At 61.2% G+C, this 14,122-nt stretch carries 12 protein-coding genes and 1 tRNA gene; 6 read left to right on the forward strand and 7 right to left on the reverse strand.

What is annotated here, in order from left to right:
• Positions 1–147: 147 nt before the first annotated feature.
• A complete protein-coding gene (locus Q8K09_RS09090; protein ID WP_305254641.1) occupies positions 148–864 on the forward strand; it encodes a DUF3108 domain-containing protein in 717 nt (238 codons plus the stop codon).
• Between the two features lie 207 nt (positions 865–1,071).
• On the opposite strand, the gene Q8K09_RS09095 is transcribed toward Q8K09_RS09090, so the two are convergent.
• The 5 genes from Q8K09_RS09095 to cysM all read right to left on the reverse strand — a co-directional run bounded on the left by Q8K09_RS09095 (position 1,072) and on the right by cysM (position 7,348).
• On the reverse strand, positions 1,072–1,611 hold the full coding sequence (locus tag Q8K09_RS09095) for a DUF2058 domain-containing protein (protein ID WP_305254642.1): 540 nt from the start codon (positions 1,609–1,611) through the stop codon (positions 1,072–1,074).
• A gap of 88 nt (positions 1,612–1,699) precedes the next feature.
• A complete protein-coding gene (mazG, locus tag Q8K09_RS09100; protein WP_305254643.1) occupies positions 1,700–2,530 on the reverse strand; it encodes a nucleoside triphosphate pyrophosphohydrolase in 831 nt (276 codons plus the stop codon).
• A 140-nt stretch (positions 2,531–2,670) separates the two neighbouring features.
• Positions 2,671–4,914, reverse strand: a complete 2,244-nt coding sequence (relA, locus tag Q8K09_RS09105) for a GTP diphosphokinase (protein ID WP_305254644.1) — start codon at positions 4,912–4,914, stop codon at positions 2,671–2,673.
• Between the two features lie 185 nt (positions 4,915–5,099).
• On the reverse strand, positions 5,100–6,452 hold the full coding sequence (rlmD, locus tag Q8K09_RS09110; RefSeq protein WP_305254645.1) for a 23S rRNA (uracil(1939)-C(5))-methyltransferase RlmD: 1,353 nt from the start codon (positions 6,450–6,452) through the stop codon (positions 5,100–5,102).
• Positions 6,452–7,348, reverse strand: a complete 897-nt coding sequence (gene cysM, locus Q8K09_RS09115; protein ID WP_305254646.1) for a cysteine synthase CysM — start codon at positions 7,346–7,348, stop codon at positions 6,452–6,454. Before cysM ends, rlmD begins: the two co-directional genes overlap by 1 nt.
• A gap of 236 nt (positions 7,349–7,584) precedes the next feature.
• Between cysM and Q8K09_RS09120 the strand changes: the two genes are divergently transcribed.
• The 4 genes from Q8K09_RS09120 to Q8K09_RS09135 all read left to right on the forward strand — a co-directional run bounded on the left by Q8K09_RS09120 (position 7,585) and on the right by Q8K09_RS09135 (position 12,314).
• Positions 7,585–10,338: a response regulator gene (locus tag Q8K09_RS09120; protein WP_305254647.1), complete on the forward strand. Its 2,754-nt coding sequence runs from the start codon at positions 7,585–7,587 to the stop codon at positions 10,336–10,338.
• 114 nt (positions 10,339–10,452) lie between these two features.
• Entirely contained in the window at positions 10,453–11,448 is a 996-nt protein-coding gene (locus tag Q8K09_RS09125) for a 2-hydroxyacid dehydrogenase (RefSeq protein WP_305254648.1), read from the forward strand.
• 27 nt (positions 11,449–11,475) lie between these two features.
• Entirely contained in the window at positions 11,476–11,913 is a 438-nt protein-coding gene (locus tag Q8K09_RS09130; RefSeq protein WP_305254649.1) for a hypothetical protein, read from the forward strand.
• On the forward strand, positions 11,910–12,314 hold the full coding sequence (locus Q8K09_RS09135) for an META domain-containing protein (RefSeq protein ID WP_305254650.1): 405 nt from the start codon (positions 11,910–11,912) through the stop codon (positions 12,312–12,314). The genes Q8K09_RS09130 and Q8K09_RS09135 overlap by 4 nt, the downstream gene beginning before the upstream one ends.
• A 131-nt stretch (positions 12,315–12,445) precedes the next feature.
• Here Q8K09_RS09135 and dinB read toward each other — a convergent pair whose 3' ends face one another.
• Positions 12,446–13,507 carry a DNA polymerase IV gene (gene dinB / locus Q8K09_RS09140; protein ID WP_305254651.1) on the reverse strand — a complete coding sequence of 354 codons (1,062 nt, stop codon included), beginning with the start codon at positions 13,505–13,507 and terminating at the stop codon, positions 12,446–12,448.
• A gap of 27 nt (positions 13,508–13,534) precedes the next feature.
• Entirely contained in the window at positions 13,535–13,744 is a 210-nt protein-coding gene (locus Q8K09_RS09145) for a zinc ribbon domain-containing protein (protein WP_305254652.1), read from the reverse strand.
• A 263-nt stretch (positions 13,745–14,007) separates the two neighbouring features.
• Between Q8K09_RS09145 and Q8K09_RS09150 the strand changes: the two genes are divergently transcribed.
• Positions 14,008–14,084: transfer RNA gene (locus Q8K09_RS09150), tRNA-Met, on the forward strand.
• The last annotated feature ends 38 nt before the right edge of the window (positions 14,085–14,122 follow it).

Here is a 14,122-nt window from a genome sequence, read left to right on the forward strand (position 1 = left end):
CCGGGGCCGGCGTTTTTCTGCTCTTACTTGATAAATAGCCAGCTATAAGCCTCGTAAGACCAACAACACTGACTCTAACTGAATTGTCGGACCACGGACTTTCCCTCGCTACGAACGGTCAAGTCCGACAGGCACCCAGGAGATACCATGCGTCGCGCCTTACTGTTCGCCATCGCCTTATTCAGCTTGCCGGCCCTGGCCAGCGAGCTGAAACCATTCTCCGCCAGCTACACCGCCGACTGGAAACAACTGCCGGTCAGCGGCACTGCGCAACGCAGCCTGCAGGCTCTGGACAACGAACGCTGGCAGCTCAATTTCGAAGCCTCCATGCTAGTGGCCGGCCTTAGTGAACAAAGCACCTTCCGCCTCGACAACAATGCTTTTATGCCCCTGACCTATCGTTTCGAGCGCAGCGGCCTGGGCAAAGGCAAGAAAATCAAGCACGACTTCGACTGGGCCGGCAAGCAAGTAACCGGCACCGACCGCGGCGATCCTGTGAGTTTTCCACTGAATCGCGGCGTACAGGACAAGTCGACCTATCAACTGGTGCTGCAATATGACGTTGCTGCCGGCAAGCAAAGCATGAGCTACCAGGTGATCGACGGCGACGAAATCGAAACCTATGATTTCCGCGTACTCGGTGAAGAAGTCGTGCGCACCAAAGCCGGTCAGATCGACGCGATCAAGGTCGAGCGCGTGCGTGACCCGACCCAAAGCAGCCGCAAGACTATCCTCTGGTTCGCCAAAGACTGGGACTTCTTGCTGGTACGCCTGCATCAGGTTGAAACCGACGGCAAGGAATACCAGATCATGCTTAAAGACGGCACAGTCGACGGCAAGCCGGTTGAAGGCCGCCGTGACTGAACGAGCGCCAGGTACAAAAAACCGAGCCAGTGGCTCGGTTTTTTTTTGCTGTGTACCCGTTATGTGTGGATGGGCTCTACGGCTCTTGTGGGAGCGGATTTATCCGCGAATTCTAAGCGGCACAGCAAAAGCTTCGCGGCTGAAGCCGCTCCTACAAAAGGTCGGCGGAGCACCCGGTTTGCTGCGCAGACTACGGCACCACGGCCCTTACCACATCAGATCATCCGGCACCTGGTAGGCGGCGTATGGATCGTCGGCATCCGGGGCTTCGGTCGGGGTGTTGAGCATGATCACGCGCTGCGGGTCGCGCTCCTGAATCTTCAGCGCCGCCTCACGCGGGATCACTTCATAACCACCGCCACTGCGCACGATGGCCAGCGAACCACTGCTGAGCTTGTCGCGCATCAGCGTGTTGACCGACAGGCGCTTAACCTTCTTGTCGTCAACGAAATTGTAATAGTCCTCAGTGGTCAGCTTGGGCAGCCGGGACGCTTCGATCAGCTGCTTGATCTGCGCGGCACGGGCCTTCTGCTCGGCCTTTTCCTGCTGCTGGCGGTTCAGCTCCTGATCGCGCGCGACTTTCTCGGCCATGGCCTGCTGGGCGGCGAGCTTTTGCGAGTCGTCTTTCTCGACCTGCCCCTTGTGCTCCATGCGCTGCTGCTTCTGTTTTTCCTTGCTGACCTGCTTGGCCTGCTTTTCGTTGACCAGCCCGGCTTTGAGCAACTGATCGCGTAGTGAGATCGCCATAACGTACCTATCTACCCAACAAACGATAAATGTAGGGCGGGGCTGACCACTTGGGCACACCCCACCAAAATCTCTGCATCACAGCTCGCTAGTCGGCCAGCTGCTGCTTTTCAAGCTTCTTGGCCTCGCCCCATAGCGCGTCCAATTCATCCAGGGCGCAATCTTCCATGGCCCGGCCCGCTTCGCGCAATGCCTGTTCAATAAAACGAAAGCGCTGCTCGAACTTGGCATTGGCCGCACGCAGGGCCGACTCAGGGTCGACCTTTAGATGGCGAGCGAGATTGGTCACCACAAATAGCAGGTCGCCGACTTCCTCGGCAATTGCCCGCGGATCATTCTCGCTCATGGCCTCGAGCACTTCATCCAGCTCTTCACGCACCTTGTCCACCACCGGCAAGGCTTCTGGCCAGTCGAACCCAACCTGGGCTGCGCGCTTCTGTAATTTGACCGCACGACTCAGGGCCGGCAAGGCGTTGGGCAAATCGTCGAGCAACGACAACTGCTCGGGCGCGCCCGCCTTCTCGGCGCGCTCCTCGGCCTTGAGCTCTTCCCAGCGCTGCTTGACTGCCGCTTCTTCGAGCCTGGCGGTATCCGGCGCGCCATACAAATCACCATCGACGAATACATGGGGATGGCGCCGAATCAGCTTGCGGGTGATGCCGTCGACTACCTCGGCAAACTCGAAACGCCCCTCTTCCCGCGCCAGCTGGCTGTAATACACCACCTGAAACAGCAGGTCACCCAACTCCCCCGGCAGGTGCTCGAAGTCGCCACGTTCGATGGCGTCGGCCACCTCGTAAGCCTCTTCGAGGGTGTGGGGCACGATGCTCGCGTAGGACTGTTTCAAGTCCCACGGGCAGCCATGCTGCGGGTCACGCAGCCGGGCCATCAGTTGCAGCAGGTCGTCGAGTTGGTACATAACAAATCCCGGTAATACGCATCCGTAGGATGGGTTAGCGGCGCGGGCCACGGATTACGCGGCAGTGATAAACCCGCGCGCCGCGTTACTCATCGAGCCAATGATAGATACAGCATGGGTATCGCTATGCTCAACCCATCCTACGAAGCGCGATGGCGGCGGGCCTCGATTATGTTCGGCAACTGCGAGATGCGCCCGAGCAAACGGCCCAGCGCATCCAGCCCGGGGATCTCGACCGTGATCGACATCGACGCGGTGTTGTCTTCCTTGTTCGAGCGGGTATTGACCGCCAGCACGTTGAGTTTTTCGTTGAGTAGCACCTGGGTCACGTCACGCAGCAGACCGGAACGGTCGTAGGCGCGGATGATGATATCCACCGGGTAGGTCTGCACCGGCACCGGCCCCCAATTGACCTGGATGATCCGTTCTGGCTCGCGGCCACCCAACTGCAGCACCGCGGCGCAATCCTGGCGGTGGATACTGACCCCTCGTCCCAAGGTGATGTAACCGACGATCGGATCACCGGGTAACGGCTTGCAGCACCCAGCCATCTGCGTCAGCAGGTTACCGACGCCCTGGATCTGGATATCGCCGCGTTTGCCCGGTTTGAAGCCCGTGGCCTTGCGCGGGATCAATTCGAGCTGCTCGGTGCCGCGCTCCGGCTCGACCAGTTGTTGCGCCAGGTTGACCAAGTGGGCCAGGCGCAGGTCGCCGGCACCGAGGCTGGCAAACAGGTCCTCGGCATTTTTCAGGTTGGCTTTCTCGGCCAGCTTCTCGAAATCCACATGGGGCAGCGCCAGGCGCGCCAACTCGCGCTCAAGCAGCGCCTTGCCAGCGGCAACGTTCTGGTCGCGGTCCTGCAATTTGAACCAGTGGACGATTTTCGCCCGCGCCCGCGAGGTGGTGACATACCCCAGGTTGGAGTTCAGCCAGTCACGGCTCGGTGTGCCGTGCTTGCTGGTGATGATCTCGACCTGCTCGCCGGTTTGCAGGCTGTAGCTGAGCGGCACGATACGTCCGTTGATCTTCGCGCCACGGCAGTTGTGGCCGATCTCGGTGTGCACCCGGTAGGCAAAATCCAGCGGCGTAGAGCCCTTCGGCAGGTCGATGGCGTGACCGTCCGGGGTAAATACATAGACCCGATCCGGTTCGATATCGACGCGCAACTGGTCGGCCAGCCCACCGATATCGCCCAGCTCTTCGTGCCACTCGAGCACCTGACGCAGCCAGGAAATCTTCTCTTCGTATTGATTGGAGCCGGACTTGACGTCAGTGCCTTTGTAGCGCCAATGGGCGCAGACGCCCAGTTCGGCCTCCTCGTGCATGGCGTGGGTGCGGATCTGCACTTCCAGCACTTTGCCTTCTGGGCCGAGCACCGCGGTATGCAGCGAGCGGTAGCCGTTTTCCTTGGGGTTGGCGATGTAGTCGTCGAACTCCTTGGGAATATGCCGCCACAAGGTGTGCACGATACCGAGGGCGGTGTAACAGTCGCGCACCTCCGGCACCAGCACGCGCACCGCGCGCACGTCATATATCTGACTGAACTGCAGACCCTTTTTCTGCATCTTGCGCCAGATCGAATAGATGTGTTTGGCGCGCCCACTGATGTCGGCCTTGACCCCGGTGGCTTCGAGTTCCAGGCGCAGGTCACCCATCACATCATTGATGTACTGCTCGCGATCGAGCCGGCGCTCATGCAGCAGCTTGGCGATCTGCTTGTACTGGTCGGGCTCCAGGTAGCGGAAGGACAGGTCTTCCAGCTCCCACTTGATATGCCCAATGCCAAGGCGATGTGCCAGCGGCGCATAGATGTCAAAAACTTCGCGAGCCACCCGCTGACGCTTTTCGTCATCGGCATGCTTGACCGCGCGGATTGCACACGTGCGCTCGGCCAGTTTGATCAGCGCCACGCGCACGTCATCGACCATGGCCACCAGCATCTTGCGCAGGTTTTCCACCTGGGCCTGGGAGCCGAGCACCAGGGAGTCGCGCGAATTGAGGCTGTCGCTGATCGCCGCCATGCGCAGCACCCCATCGACCAGCTTGGTTACCACCAGGCCGAAGCGTTGCTCCACCGCGGCCAGAGTCACCTTGCCCTCGCGTACACCGCGATAAATGACTGCAGCGACCAGGGAGTCCTGGTCGAGCTTGAGGTCTGCAAGAATCTCGGCGATCTCAAGACCCGCACGGAAGCTCGAAGCACCTTCCGACCACAAATTCTGTACCACGTTGGCCTGCTGGTCGGCTTCGCGAGCGAACTCGCAGGCGTCTAGCAAGGCGTCGTGTTCGAGCGCCGGATCGACGCTGAGTACATGGGCCAGCCAAGCCTCTAGGTTGATGCTGCCGTCATCGTTGATCGGCTGGTGCGCTCTAACCTGAACCATCTTGCTTACCTTCCCTTGGGTGTGCAGCACGCACACCGGACAGTCGCCGGACTTCTTCGACCCGGTCGGTTTAACCACTTTAAGGCACACTCCATGTGCGCCCCTGCACAGCGTAGATAAGGGCTACTGGCAGCAAAACCAAACGCATTGGCCTGCCGCTCACCCGTCGGCTACGCGCGTTGAATCTACGCCCTGACGAACAATGCCATCGCCTCGACGTGCGCCGTTTGCGGAAACATATCAAGAATGCCGGCCTTCTCCAGCCGATAACCCTGCGCCAGCAACTCGGCAGTGTCGCGGGCCAATGTAGTCGGGTTGCACGACACATAAACCAGACGCTTGGCGCCAAGACTGCCTATCTGCCTAACTACCTGTAACGCGCCATCCCGCGGCGGGTCGAGCAGTACGGCAGCAAAACCACCTTGCGCCCAGCTGCTCTCGCCCAGCGGTTTCGACAGATCGGCCTGGAAAAAGTGCAGGTTGTCGACGCCGTTGCTCGCCGCATTCTGCGCCGCCCGCTCGACCATCGCCTGCACCCCCTCCACCGCCACTACTTCGCGGGTCAGGCGCGCCAGCGGCAAAGCGAAATTACCCAAACCACAGAACAGATCCAGGACCCGCTCATCCGCTTGCGGCGCCAGCCAGTCCAGCGCCTGAGCGATCATCGCCTCGTTCACCTGCGCATTGACCTGAACAAAATCGCCAGGTCGATAGGCCAGCTGCAGATCCCAGCGCTGCAGGCGATAGCCCAGGCTTTGCTCTGCTTCGAACGGCTGCGGTTCGCCGATACCGTGCAACCACAGTTGCCCGCCATGGGCCTCACAGAACGCCTGCAAACGGGCCAAATCGGCCTCGCTCAATACAGAAGTGTGACGCACTAATACAGCACTGGCACTGCCATGAAACAACTCGACATGGCCGATCGACTGAGGACTATCCAGCGTCCGCAGAACCGCAGGCAATCCATGCAGAATCGGCTGCAAGGGCTGCACCAGAACCGGACAATCGGCGATGGCTACGATGTCCTGGCTGGCCGCCGCGCGAAAGCCGACATCCAGTCGCTTATGTTTGACGTCCCAGCGCACAGCGATGCGCGCGCGACGACGGTAGCCGAACTCCGGGCCGACCAACGGTGGCGCCCATTCATCCGGTTGCACATTGCCCAGGCGGCTGAACTGCTCGTCGAGCATGCGCTGCTTGAGGACCAACTGGTCAGCATGACTCATGTGCTGAACGCTGCAGCCGCCGCATATGCGCGCATGAGCGCAAGGCTCCTCCCGTCGCTCGGGGCTGGCGCTGAGCACCCGCTCGCTGCGCGCCTCGACCACCTGACTGCGCGCGCCAAGCACCCGCGCCTCGACCTCTTCACCGGGCAATGCGCCGCTGACAAACCAGGTGCGGCCCAGGGCAAAGGCAATGCCGCGACCATCATTGGCCAGGCGCTCGATGTTGAGTGTCTGCTTCTTTCCGAGCGGAATTTGCGCCGCGCGCACACCGCCACTGGGCTGGAAGCGCAAACCGCTGATTTTCTTGGCCATCAGAGCTCCGGCGTGTCGTACACGCCCGTTGATAGGTACCGGTCGCCGCGATCACAGATGATCGCCACCATTATGGCGTTCTGCACTTCCTGCGATAGGCGCAGCATCGCCGCCACCGAACCACCGGACGACACGCCGCAGAAAATGCCTTCTTCACGCGCCAGACGGCGCATCACGTCTTCGGCTTCCTGCTGGCCCATGTCGATGATGCGATCAACCCGCTCGGCCTGGTAAATCTTCGGCAGGTACTCCTGCGGCCAGCGACGGATACCGGGAATGCTTGCACCCTCCATCGGTTGCAAGCCGACGATCTGCACCTGCGGGTTCTGCTCCTTGAGGTAGCGCGACACGCCCATGATGGTGCCGGTGGTACCCATGGAGCTGATGAAATGGGTGACCTGCCCGCCGGTCTGCTGCCAGATTTCCGGGCCGGTGCTGGTGTAGTGAGCAATCGGATTGTCGCCGTTGGCGAACTGATCGAGCACCTTGCCCTTGCCATCGGCCTGCATCTGCAGGGCCAGGTCACGGGCTTCCTCCATGCCGCTCACAAGGATCAGCTGCGCACCGTAGGCGGTCATCGCGGCCTTGCGTTCAGCGGTAGAGTTATCCGGCATGATCAGCACCATGCGGTAGCCCTTGATCGCTGCAGCCATGGCCAAGGCGATGCCGGTATTGCCACTGGTGGCTTCGATCAACACATCGCCAGGCTGAATATCACCACGCAACTCGGCACGGGTGATCATCGACAACGCAGGGCGATCCTTCACCGAGCCGGCAGGATTGTTACCCTCAAGCTTCAACAACAACGTATTGGACGTATTACCGGGCAGGCGCTGCAGGCGCACCAGCGGAGTGTTGCCGACGCAATCGGCGATAGTAGGGTATTGCAAGGTCATGGCGTCGATCAGGTCCAGATGGCTGGAAAGGCCCTATGATACCGGCAAACGGGCAACGGCCATAACCGGCGATGGCGCAGGCCTTGTTGCAGCATGCTGCCAAGGCGGTGCTACTGATTTGTTGTTCCACCAGCCGTTACACTGCCAGCCTGACAGCGTGGGAAAAACGCTGGTTTACTGCGCTCGATGTTGCATAACCTCTGCGTTCAGCCAACAAGCAACCAGGAAGGAAGTCCGTGTTCAAGGATCTAGGCATCAAAGGCCGCGTACTCATGCTCACCCTGCTGCCCACCAGCCTGTTGGCGCTGGTGCTGGGCGGTTACTTCACCTGGGTACAGTTGTCTGACCTGCAGGCGCAACTGCTGCAACGCGGGCAGATGATTGCCGAACAACTCGCACCGCTGGCCGCACCTGCACTGCAGCATCGTAATGCGGATCTGCTGCAGCGCATTGCCACGCAGACGCTCGAACAGCCGGATGTAAGAGCGGTCAGCTTCCTCGGTGCCGAGCGCGAGCGCCTGGCCCATGCTGGCCCAAGCATGCTCGACCAACCGCCCAGCGATGAGCAAAACCAAGCAGCACTGCGCAGCAACGCAGATGCCACGCGCTTTCTCCTGCCTGTGTTGGCACAGCACCTGAGCCTCAGTGGCGAGCCACTGGAGCAACCCGCCAGTGACCTGCTCGGCTGGGTCGAGCTGGAGCTGTCGCACCACGGCACGCTACTCAAGGGCTACCGCAGCCTACTCGCCAGCCTGCTGCTGATCAGCGCCGGGCTAAGTGTCACTGCCCTGCTCGCCCTGCGCATGAGCCGCAGCATCAACGAGCCCTTGCGGCAGATCAAATACGGCGTCGCCCAGCTCAAAGATGGCCACCTGCAAACCCGCCTGCCTCCTTTAGGCAGCCATGAGCTGGACGAGCTGGCCTCGGGCATTAACCGCATGGCCGAGTCATTGCAGAACGCGCAGGAAGAACTGCAACACAGTGTCGACCAGGCCACCGAGGACGTGCGGCAGAACCTGGAGACCATCGAGATCCAGAATATCGAACTCGACTTCGCGCGGCGTGAGGCCTTGGAGGCCAGCCGGATAAAGTCCGAATTCCTTGCCAACATGAGCCACGAAATCCGTACCCCGCTCAACGGCATTCTCGGCTTCACCAACCTGCTGCAGAAAAGCGAGCTGACCCCGCGCCAACAAGATTATTTGGGCACCATCGAGAAATCCGCCGACAGCCTGCTGGGGATCATCAACGAGGTGCTCGACTTCTCCAAGATCGAGGCTGGCAAGCTGATCCTGGAAAGCATTCCCTTCAACCTGCGCGACCTGCTGCAAGACACCCTGACCATCCTCGCCCCGGTCGCCCATGAAAAACGCCTGGAACTGCTCAGCCTGGTCTACCGCGACACGCCACTGACCCTGATGGGCGATCCACTGCGACTCAAGCAGATCCTGACCAATCTGGTCAGCAACGCAATCAAGTTCACCCGTGAAGGCAGCATCGTCATGCGCGCCATGCTTGAGGACGAGACTGCCGACCGCGCCCAGCTGCGCATCAGCGTGCGCGACACTGGCATCGGACTGTCCAACGAAGACCTGCGCGCACTGTTCCAGGCCTTCAGCCAGGCCGATAACTCGCTGTCACGCCAGGCCGGCGGCACCGGCCTGGGCCTGGTGATTTCCAAGCGCCTGATCGAACAAATGGGCGGCGAGATTGGCGTCGACAGCACCCCAGGCGAAGGCTCGGAGTTCTGGATCAGCCTGAGCCTGCCAAAAGCCCGGGATGACGCCGAAGACCTGCCCCGCCCGCCGCTACTAGGGCGCCGCGCGGCAATCCTGGAAAGTCATGAGCTGTCACGCCAGGCCTTGCAACATCAACTGGAAGACTGCGGCCTGCTGGTCAGTGCCTTCGACAACCTCGACAACCTGCTTGAAGCGGTCGCCAGCGCGCACCACAGCGACCAACCGCTGGACATCGCGGTACTCGGCGTCAGCGCCCAGCACCTGCCACCGGAGCGCCTTGGTCAGCGCATCTGGGATCTTGAACGCCTGGCCTGCAAGACCGTGGTGCTTTGCCCGACCACAGAGCAGGCGCTCTACCACGAAGTCCTGCCTGATGCGCACAGCCAGCTGCAAGCCAAACCGGCCTGCACACGCAAACTGCAACGCGCGCTGGCCGAGTTGGTCAGCCCACGGCAAGCGCGCACGGACGTCAGCCCTTGCGCCCCAAGCCGACCGCCGCGCCTGCTCTGTGTCGATGACAACCCAGCCAACCTGTTGCTGGTGCAGACCCTGCTGGGCGACATGGGCGCTCAGGTCAGTACGGCCAGCAGCGGCTATGAAGCCCTGGAAAAAGCCCAGCAGGAAAGCTTCGACCTGATTCTTATGGACGTGCAGATGCCCGGCATGGACGGCCGCCAAACCACCGAAGCGATTCGCCAGCACGAGAGTGAGCACGGCCAGCCCCCTACCCCCATAGTCGCCCTGACCGCCCACGCCCTGGCCAACGAAAAACGTGCCCTGCTGCAAAGTGGCCTGGATGACTACCTGACCAAACCCATCAGCGAACGGCAACTGGCCCAGGTCGTACTCAAATGGACTGGCCTGGCGCTACGCAATCAAGGCCCCGAGCAAACCAGCGAAAGCGCCAACGCTGGTCGCGGCCTGCACGTACTGGACGCCGAAGAAGGTCTGCGCCTGGCCGCCGGCAAAGCCGACCTGGCAGCCGATATGCTGAGCATGCTACTCGCCGGCCTACCCGCAGACCGGCAGGCCATCCGTCAGGCCCGCGAGGCGGGCGAGCGCAACGCCCTGATCGAACGCGTGCACCGCCTGCACGGCGCCACCCGCTATTGTGGCGTGCCGCAACTGCGGGCCGCCTGTCAGCGCAGCGAAACCCTGCTTAAACAGAATGCCCCCACCGCTGCAGACGCTCTGGATCTGCTCGACGCAGCGATAGAACGACTGGCCAAGGAGGCGCAGATCAGTGCCTGAGAGACTGCCAGTAACTATGCATTTCTGTCAGTTGGCCGCTCGATAGACTCACAACCGGGCCCACCTACCATTTTCGCCCACTGTCAGGCTCGGACAGGCTGCCAAGGAGCCCGAATGCGAATCCTGTTTTTCAGTAGCAAACCCTACGACAGCGACAGCTTTAATGCCGCTGGCGCGCCCGCCGACTACCAATTGCACTTCCAGCAGGCGCGCCTGACCATCGACAGCGCCGCCCTGGCGGCAGGCCATGAAGTGGTCTGCGCGTTTATCAATGACGACCTCTCGGCACCTGTGCTGGAGCGCCTGGCCAATGCTGGCACCCGCCTGATCGCCCTGCGCTCGGCGGGCTACAACCATGTCGACCTGAGGGCAGCGCAACAGCTCGGCCTGACGGTGGTCAGGGTGCCCGCCTATTCACCGCACGCGGTGGCAGAGCATGCAGTGGCGCTGATCCTGGCACTCAACCGGCGGATTCACCGCGCGTTCAACCGCACCCGCGAAGGCGACTTCTCCCTGCATGGCCTGACTGGCTTCGACCTGCATGGCAAGAACATTGGCATCATCGGCGGCGGGCAGATAGGCATGGTCTTCGCACGGATAATGGCCGGCTTTGGCTGCCGCCTGCAGGTGTTCGACCCACACCCCGTGGCGGGTCTGGCCGAATTGGGCGGCAACCAGGTATCGCTGGCCCAGGTGTTTGCCGACAGCGACATCATTAGCCTGCATTGCCCGCTGACCACTGGCAGCCACCACTTGATCAATGCCCAGAGCCTGCAGCAGATGAAACCGGGGGTCATGCTGATCAACACGGGCCGCGGCGCCCTGATCGACACTCCGGCGCTGATCAGTGCACTGAAAAGCGGCCAGCTCGGCTACCTGGGCCTGGATGTGTACGAGGAAGAGGCCGAGGTGTTTTTCGAGGACTGCTCCAACCTTCCCCTGCAGGACGACGTATTGGCGCGCCTGCTGAGCTTCCCCAACGTCATAATCACCGCCCACCAAGGCTTCCTCACCCAGGAAGCACTGGCGGCTATCGCCCGCACCACGCTGGATAACATTGCTGACTGGGCCGCCGGCATACCGAGCAATCAGCTGCAGCCCGGCGCGTGATAGCATTTGCGCTGACTTGGAGGAACCATGGCCGAACACGATTTTCGCTACAACCTGCTCAACCCCGAGCACACCCTGACTGAATGCCGCGCACTGGCACCAGGCCGTTATCAGGTCACAGGCAACGGCGGCTCAATGCGCAATGGAGATAGCCTGCTGGTTACCCTCAAAGGCAGCCGCGAGTTGAGCATGCGTCTTGAGGTCGAAAAGGTGCGCCACCTGATCAACCCGCCAGGACAATGGATTGCAGTTGCCAAGGGCCCGGTTTTTGGCGAGCTGGCGATATTCAACTGGCAAGTAAAATGCGACGGCTGCGCCACCCAACTCGACTTTGAGTTTGCCGTCGATGCCGCGCTGGGTAAAAAAGCCCAGGCGCCTGCTGCCGAAGTACGGATCAATCAACTGGGCTGGCGCAGCCAAAATGGTCGCCACCTGTGCCCGAAATGCCAAAAGGAAGCCGCATGACCCGCACCCTCGTCGTCGGCCTGCTAAGCGCCAGTCTGCTGGGCTGCGCCAGCGCGCCGTTGCAACTTGAGACCGAGCGAACCTATCAGCTGGAATGGATTGGCGAACGCCCACTGATTGATCGCAGCCACCTGACCATCACACTGGGCGCGGACGGTCGTGCCTACGGCAATGCCGGCTGCAATCACTGGTTCGCCAGTTACACCCTGGCGGGCGCACAACTGAGCTTCGGCGCCGCCGGCAGCACCCGTAAAATGTGCGCCCCGGCGCTTATGGAACAGGAAGCACGCTTCCTAGACAGCCTGGGCAAGGTGCAACGCTGGGATGTCTCGCCGATCGAGCAGCTACGCCTTTGGCCTGCAGAAGGCAAGCCGCTGCGCTTGTGGCCGGAACAAGGCTGAGACACGCGCCCAACATAGTGGGAGCGGCTTCAGCCGCGAAAAGCTTCGCGGATAAAACGGAGTGCGGCCTAACGCCGCGCAGCCGCTCCTACGCACAGGCCATGGCGTAGATACGCATCCGCGGGGGTCACCTACCGCACAAACAACTCGAACTGCTCATGCCGCCCACGCAAGTCGTGCAGGCGCACACCTACGCCCAACAACCGCACCGGCTTGTTGCCGCGGGTGAAGGCGGCGCTCAGCAGCAGCTTGTAACTGTCCAGATCACGACCCGCGCCAGCCTGCTCAAGGGTAGTCTGGGTGAAATCGTGGAACTTGATTTTGACGAAAGGCTTGTCCGGCCGATAACTCGTATCCAGCCGTGCCATGCGCCTGGCCAACTCCTCGAGCAACTGCGGCAACTGTGCGAGGCAGGACGACAGATCGGGCAGATCTTGATCGTAAGTGGTTTCCACGCTGACCGTTTGCCGGCGGCTGTCGGTCTGGACCGCGCGCTCGTCAATACCGCGAGCCAGCCCCCAGAGACGCTCGCCGAAGCTACCGAACTCTTTCACCAGTCCCAGTTTTCGCCATTCACGCAGGTCAGCACAGGTGCGGATGCCGCGCCGCGCGAGCTTGTCGGCGGTCACCTTGCCGACCCCGTGCAACTTATTCACCGGCAAGGCGGCCACAAATGCCTCGACCTGATCAGGCGTGATCACAAACAAGCCGTTGGGCTTTTTCCAGTCGCTGGCGATCTTGGCCAGGAATTTATTGGGGGCCACGCCCGCCGAAACAGTGATGTGCAGCTCCTGCGAGACCCGCCGACGAATATCCTGGGCAATGCGCGTGGCACTGCCGGCAAAATGCGGGCTATCCGACACATCCAGATAGGCCTCATCCAGCGACAGCGGCTCGATCAACTCGGTGTATTCACGAAAGATCGCCTGGATTTCACGCGACACCGTCTTATAAGCATCCATCCGCGGCTTGACGATCAACAGGTCTGGGCACAGCTTCAGCGCATGCCCGGAGGCCATCGCTGAGCGCACCCCGTAGGCGCGGGCCTGGTAATTACAGGTCGCGATCACCCCACGTCGATCTGCAGCGCCGCCCACCGCCAGCGGCTTGCCGGCCAGACTCGGGTCGTCACGCATCTCAATGGCGGCATAGAAGCAGTCACAATCGACGTGGATGATTTTTCTGAGGGTCATATTTCACTATTGCGAATTCAGCCTCCGCTACTGCACCGGCGTCTCGGCCGCCGGTGCCGGCTCGACTGCATCGGGATCGGGCTTGCTCATATAAGACTGAATCACCAGGATCATGATCAACATAAAGGCCGCCAGCCGCAGCAAGTTCATCTTCTTCGGCACTGCGGCGCCACAGGCCGGGCAAGTCGCTGCCCGCTTAGGGAGCGGCGCACCGCAGGCTTTACATTCAAGTCCCATCTTCAACCTCCAACTGAATAGCCGCCGACTTTAGCCCAACAGCGGGCTGATGGGCTATGCCAGCGATGATCGGCCAGCACAGCGCCCTATCCTGGCAGGCCAAACCCGACGCCCCGACCGCTCAGCCATATCTCTCGCCAGCCCCCGGCCAGCAAGGCCTGACGCCTGAATCTGGCTCGCTAAAAAACGCTAAGCATTTGAACAAACAACAGTTTTTCCAAGACAAGAGTTGACAGACGGTTTTTTGGCGTTAGAATTGGCGCCGCGGGATGGAGCAGTCTGGTAGCTCGTCGGGCTCATAACCCGAAGGTCGTAGGTTCAAATCCTGCTCCCGCAACCAGTTTTACGGAAAGGCCACTCAATCGAGTGGCCTTTTTT

The sequence above is a fragment of the Pseudomonas sp. genome (assembly GCF_030683065.1).
Classification (GTDB): domain Bacteria; phylum Pseudomonadota; class Gammaproteobacteria; order Pseudomonadales; family Pseudomonadaceae; genus Aquipseudomonas.

Coding starts and splice junctions, on each gene's coding strand:
- Q8K09_RS09090 (WP_305254641.1), top strand. CDS start 148: ATGCGTCGCGCCTTACTGTTCGCCATCGCCTTATTCAGCTTGCCGGCC.
- Q8K09_RS09095 (WP_305254642.1), bottom strand. CDS start 1,611: ATGGCGATCTCACTACGCGATCAGTTGCTCAAAGCCGGGCTGGTCAAC.
- mazG (WP_305254643.1), bottom strand. CDS start 2,530: ATGTACCAACTCGACGACCTGCTGCAACTGATGGCCCGGCTGCGTGAC.
- relA (WP_305254644.1), bottom strand. CDS start 4,914: ATGGTTCAGGTTAGAGCGCACCAGCCGATCAACGATGACGGCAGCATC.
- rlmD (WP_305254645.1), bottom strand. CDS start 6,452: ATGGCCAAGAAAATCAGCGGTTTGCGCTTCCAGCCCAGTGGCGGTGTG.
- cysM (WP_305254646.1), bottom strand. CDS start 7,348: ATGACCTTGCAATACCCTACTATCGCCGATTGCGTCGGCAACACTCCG.
- Q8K09_RS09125 (WP_305254648.1), top strand. CDS start 10,453: ATGCGAATCCTGTTTTTCAGTAGCAAACCCTACGACAGCGACAGCTTT.
- Q8K09_RS09130 (WP_305254649.1), top strand. CDS start 11,476: ATGGCCGAACACGATTTTCGCTACAACCTGCTCAACCCCGAGCACACC.
- Q8K09_RS09135 (WP_305254650.1), top strand. CDS start 11,910: ATGACCCGCACCCTCGTCGTCGGCCTGCTAAGCGCCAGTCTGCTGGGC.
- dinB (WP_305254651.1), bottom strand. CDS start 13,507: ATGACCCTCAGAAAAATCATCCACGTCGATTGTGACTGCTTCTATGCC.
- Q8K09_RS09145 (WP_305254652.1), bottom strand. CDS start 13,744: ATGGGACTTGAATGTAAAGCCTGCGGTGCGCCGCTCCCTAAGCGGGCA.